The following is a 4,765-nucleotide window of genomic DNA, read 5'->3' as shown; positions in this document are numbered from 1 at the left end:
GGCGGGGTGACTCCGTAGCGTCCAGACCCGTGGGATCGCGGGGCGCCAAAGACGCACTGTTCGAGGCCCAGGCGGGGGTGGCCAAGGCGCTGGCCAGCGGACGTCGGGCCGAGATCGTCGACCTGCTCGCGCAAGGGGAGCGATCGGTCGACGACATCGCGGCCGAGCTCGACCAGAGCGTGGCCAACACCTCGCACCACCTGCGGACGCTCGCCCGCGCCGGGCTGTTGGAGAGCCGCCGCGACGGCACCCGGGTGCTGTATCGGCTGGCCAGCGAGCAAGTCGCGCAGCTCTGGAGCGCGATCCGAGACGTCGCCGCCCAACACGTGGCCGGGATCCAGGAGCTCGCGCGCGCCTACCTCGGCGGTGACGACGACTTGGAACCCGTCAGTCGCACCGAGCTGGCGCGCCGGGTGCACGACGGGGCGGTGCTGGTGCTCGACGTGCGGCCGGTGGCCGAGTACGTCGCGGGACACGTGGCCGGCGCGCGCTCGGTGCCCATCGCCGAGCTCAAGCGCGAACTGAGCCGCCTCCCGAAGGACGTGGAAGTCGTCGCGTACTGCCGCGGCCCATACTGCGTGTACGCCGACGAAGCCGTGCGCGCCTTGCGCGCCGCCGACGTCTCGGCGCGGCGACTCGAGGACGGATTTCCGGAGTGGCGACGCGCCGGCTTGCCGGTCGCGGTCGGGGATGGGAGCACGCCATGAGCCAGAGCACGCCGGTCGACACCGACACCCTGCGCGAACAGGTGCAGGACAAATACCGCGCGGTGGCGGTGGCACCGAATGCCACCTATCACTTCCACACGGGCCGGGCGGCGGCGGCGCGCTGTGGCTATGACCCGGCGATCGTCGACGCGCTGCCCGATCGCGCGGTCGAGTCCTTCGCCGGTGTGGCCAATCCGTTCGCGCTCCGGACGCCCGAGCGAGGCGAGCGAGTCGTCGACGCGGGGTCGGGCGCCGGCTTTGACTCCTTCGTCGCTGCGCGCTTCGTCGGACCCGACGGTCGAGTGGTCGGCATCGACATGACACCCGAGATGCTGGAGAAGTCCCGTGCCACCGCCGACGCGCTCGGGCTCGCGCACGTGGAGTTCCGCGACGGCTTCCTGGAGTCGATGCCGATCGAGGACGACGGGGCCGACGTGGTCATCTCCAACGGCGTGTTCAATCTGTGTCCCGACAAGCGTGCCGTGTTCGCCGAGGTTCGTCGGGTGCTGCGACCCGGTGGGCATCTGCAGTTCGCCGACATCGCCAATGGTCGACCAGTGCCGCCCGAGGCGCTGCGCGACATCGATCTGTGGACTGGCTGAATTGCCGGTGGCCTGCCGTGCGCAGGCTGGCAGCAGATGCTCGAAGAGGCCGGCTTCTTCGACGTCCAGATCGGCGGGAAGGTCGACACCTTCGGTGGAGCTGAGGGCGAGGACAAGGCCCGCGCCTATGAGGTGTACGGCTACTCGTTCCTGGCCCGCAACCCCGACTGACCACACCCGCCCCCCGAAGGACGGTGACCATGAAACTCCGTGGCTCGATCACCGAGACCATCGACGCACCCCCGGCGAAGGTCTTCGCCTTGTTGAGCGACATCGATCGACTCCCGGAATGGAACGCGCTGATCCAACGCTCGTCGAGCGGCCCGCGGAGATGGCCCGCGACGCCGAGTGGGTGGTCGAGATGCGGGCGATGGGCAACACCTGGAACAGCCGGTCGCGCGTCATCGAGCACGACCGCGGGGCACTGCGCTTCTGCTATCGGTCCCAGACCGATGACGGCAACCCGTCCTACGGCCTGTGGACCTGGACCGTGCAGGACGCAGGATCCCACGCCGCGACCGTGACAGTGACCTGGGAGCTGCACCCCAAGACCTTCGCCCGTCGCGCGCTCTTGGCCCGCGTGCGTCACCGTCAGCTCCGCAAAGAGGTTCGCGAGTCCGTGCGAGCCGTAGAGCGGGCGTTGACCGCACCCGCGGAGGCGCGTTGACCGGACGGGTGCACTCGCTGCACGACGACGCGCTCGCCAATACGTCTTATCTGGTTGAGATCGGTCTTGGGCAGGCGATCGCGATCGATCCGCCGCGCGACATCGACGCGCACCTCGCGCTGGCCAAGCAGCTGGGTGTCGAGATCGTCGCGGCCCTCGACACCCACGTCCACGCGGACTACGTGAGTGGCGCACTCGAGCTCGCCGCGCACGGCGCCGACGCGATCGTGCCCGATGGCGCGTCAACGAAGTGGCCCCACCGGGCCGTGGCCGACGACGGACGCGTGACGGTCGGGGATGTCACCATTCACGCGCTAGCCACGCCGGGTCACACACCCGAGCATCTCGCCTACGTCCTCGAGCGAAACGGCGTGCCGGTCGCGGTGTTCAGTGGCGGGTCGCTCATCCTGGGTGGCGCCGCCCGCACCGATCTTTTGGGACCGGCGCACACCGACGAATTGGCGCACGCGCAGTTCCGGAGCCTCCGGCGGCTGGCGTCGCTGCCTGACGAGACTGCGCTGTACCCGACGCACGGCGCGGGATCGTTCTGCCTCGCCGCCGCGACCCAGATCACCGACGCGACGATCGGCAGCGAACGCGTCACCAACCCGCTGCTCGCGATCGAAGACGAAGACAAGTTCGTCGACGCGCTCGTCGCCGGCTTCGGCACGTACCCCACCTACTACCGGTATCTCCAGGCCGTGAACGAGGCCGGCGCACCGCTGGTGAGGATGCTGCCCGCTCCCGAGTTGCTCACCCCCGACGAGGCCGCCAACCGGGTCCGCGACGGCGCGTGGCTCATCGACGCGCGCCCGATCCATGACTGGGCCCTGGCGCACCCGGTCGGCGCGATCTCCAACGAGCTGCGTCCCGCGTTCGCGTCGTGGCTGGGGTGGATCGTGCCGTTCGGCGCGCCGGTCATCCTCATCGTCGATGATCACGACCGCGGCGAGGCGATGCGCCTCGCTCGTCGCATCGGTTACGACGACGTCGCGTTCCTGGCGGGCGGCATCGACGCGTGGCGCGACGCCGGGCTGCCGATCGCATCGGTCGACGAGCTCGACGCACCGCGGGCCCACGCCCGCGTCTCCGGCGGCGCGGTACTGCTCGACGTCCGCCAAGACAACGAAGTAGAGACACTGCGCATCCACGGCGCGGAGCACGTCGAGCTCGGCGCGCTCATCGCCGGCGCCACACCGAGCGGACCAGAAGTCATCGCGTTCTGTGGTCACGGGGAGCGCTCGGCCACCGCGATCAGCATGCTCGAGCAACGCGGCGTGCGGGCCGCGAATCTCGTCGGCGGGACCGAGGCGTGGATCGCCGCCGGTCTTCCCGTCGAGCGATGACCACTACCACGCGCGCCGAGGCAGCTACCCCGCGGCTCGGGCTCGGCGCCAACTGGCGCCAATTCAGCCTGCTGGTGCTGGTCAACGCGTTCGTCGGCGCCATGGTCGGCACCGAGCGCACCGTGCTGCCGCTGCTGGCCAAGGAGGACTTCGGCGTCGCCTCCGCGTCGGCCGCGTTGGCGTTCCTGGTCGCGTTCGGGATCACCAAAGCCCTGGCCAACCTGGCCGCCGGTCACCTCGCCGATCGGTACGGCCGAAAGCGTGTGCTCGTCGTCGGCTGGGTCGCCGCCTTGCCGGTCGCGCCGATGATCATCTGGGCCCCGTCGTGGGCCTGGGTCGTCGCAGCGAACGTGTTTCTCGGACTCAACCAGGGTCTCGCCTGGTCGACCACGGTCAACATGAAGATCGACCTTGCCGGACCGGCCCGCCGGGGCCTTGCCCTCGGCCTCAACGAGGCGGCCGGCTACGGCGCGGTCGCGATCGCCGCCGCGGTCACCGGCGCGATCGCTGCCTCGTATGGGCCGCGACCGTGGCCGTTCGTCATGGGCCTCGGTATCGCGGTCATCGGTCTTGCGCTCTCCCTAGTCATGGTGCGCGAGACGCACGATCACGCCCGCGTCGAGGCGCGCCAGCACCACGAGCATCACTCTGCCGGGCAGTCGTTCCGGGAGACGTTTGCGATCACCACCGTGCGTGACCGGTCGCTGTCCGCGGTGTGCCAGGCCGGGCTGGTCAACAACCTCAACGACGCCCTGGTGTGGGGTCTCGTTCCTCTCTTCCTGGCCGCGCAGGGACTCTCAGTCGCGCGCATCGGCGTCGTCGTCGCCATCTATCCCGCATCGTGGGGCCTGGCCCAGCTCGGCACGGGCGCGTGGTCCGACCACGTCGGCCGCAAGCCGCTCATCGTCGGCGGGCTCTGGCTCCAAGCCCTCGGCATCGCCGGGCTCGCCGTCTTCGACGGATACGGCGCCTGGATCACGTGCGCGCTCGCGATGGGACTCGGCACCGCCCTTGTGTACCCGACGCTCATCGCCGCGATCGGCGACCGCGCCCATCCGGCGTGGCGGGCGTCAGCCGTCGGCGTCTACCGCCTCTGGCGCGACCTCGGGTACGCGGTCGGCGGCATCCTCGTCGGCGTCATCGCCGACGCGATCGACGACCAAGCCGCCATCTTCGTAGTCGCCGCGCTCACCGCGGCGTCCGGCCTGGTCGTCGCTGGTCGCATGCGTGAACACGTCCAAGTAGCTACGACGAAAGGACCAAGTCGATGAATCCGAACCAGACGCTCTGGGAGAAGGGTGACTTCACACGCATCGCCGAGAGCATGCGAGACAGCGGCGAGGCGCTCGTCAAACAGTTGGGAATCGCCGACGGGCTCAAAGTCCTGGACCTCGGTTGCGGCGACGGGACCACGGCATTGCCCGCGGCGAGGCTCGGCGCGGA

7 protein-coding genes are annotated in these 4,765 nt (G+C 70.0%); all 7 read left to right on the top strand.

Going from position 1 to position 4,765, the window contains the following annotated elements; genetic code table 11:
- The first annotated feature begins 29 nt into the window (after nt 1-29).
- The gene (locus tag WEE69_11995) at nt 30-707 is read left to right on the top strand and encodes a metalloregulator ArsR/SmtB family transcription factor (protein ID MEX1146015.1); all 678 of its coding nucleotides are present in this window, start codon (nt 30-32) and stop codon (nt 705-707) included.
- Nucleotides 704-1,309: a methyltransferase domain-containing protein gene (locus WEE69_11990; GenBank protein ID MEX1146014.1), complete on the top strand. Its 606-nt coding sequence runs from the start codon at nt 704-706 to the stop codon at nt 1,307-1,309. Before WEE69_11995 ends, WEE69_11990 begins: the two co-directional genes overlap by 4 nt.
- Nucleotides 1,310-1,345: 36 nt before the next feature.
- Complete coding sequence (locus tag WEE69_11985) at nt 1,346-1,480, top strand: hypothetical protein (protein ID MEX1146013.1); 135 nt, start codon at nt 1,346-1,348, stop codon at nt 1,478-1,480.
- A 118-nt stretch (nt 1,481-1,598) separates the two neighbouring features.
- On the top strand, nt 1,599-1,976 hold the full coding sequence (locus tag WEE69_11980) for a hypothetical protein (protein ID MEX1146012.1): 378 nt from the start codon (nt 1,599-1,601) through the stop codon (nt 1,974-1,976).
- Nucleotides 1,973-3,322, top strand: a complete 1,350-nt coding sequence (locus tag WEE69_11975) for a rhodanese-like domain-containing protein (GenBank protein ID MEX1146011.1) — start codon at nt 1,973-1,975, stop codon at nt 3,320-3,322. The genes WEE69_11980 and WEE69_11975 overlap by 4 nt, the downstream gene beginning before the upstream one ends.
- Nucleotides 3,319-4,593, top strand: a complete 1,275-nt coding sequence (locus tag WEE69_11970; protein MEX1146010.1) for an MFS transporter — start codon at nt 3,319-3,321, stop codon at nt 4,591-4,593. Before WEE69_11975 ends, WEE69_11970 begins: the two co-directional genes overlap by 4 nt.
- Nucleotides 4,590-4,765: methyltransferase type 11 (locus WEE69_11965; protein ID MEX1146009.1), on the top strand; the 176-nt coding region annotated here is incomplete at its 3' end. The genes WEE69_11970 and WEE69_11965, both read left to right, overlap by 4 nt.

This window comes from Acidimicrobiia bacterium, assembly GCA_040881685.1.
Lineage (GTDB): Bacteria > Actinomycetota > Acidimicrobiia > IMCC26256 > PALSA-555 > SHVJ01.
Note: the sequence above shows the minus strand (reverse complement) of the source record. Positions and strands in the feature narration are given on the sequence as shown.

Bases quoted from the DNA above. Each gene is read 5' to 3' on its own strand.
- WEE69_11985 (MEX1146013.1), top strand. From the start codon at position 1,346: ATGCTCGAAGAGGCCGGCTTCTTCGACGTCCAGATCGGCGGGAAGGTC.
- WEE69_11990 (MEX1146014.1), top strand. From the start codon at position 704: ATGAGCCAGAGCACGCCGGTCGACACCGACACCCTGCGCGAACAGGTG.
- WEE69_11980 (MEX1146012.1), top strand. From the start codon at position 1,599: ATGGAACGCGCTGATCCAACGCTCGTCGAGCGGCCCGCGGAGATGGCC.
- WEE69_11970 (MEX1146010.1), top strand. From the start codon at position 3,319: ATGACCACTACCACGCGCGCCGAGGCAGCTACCCCGCGGCTCGGGCTC.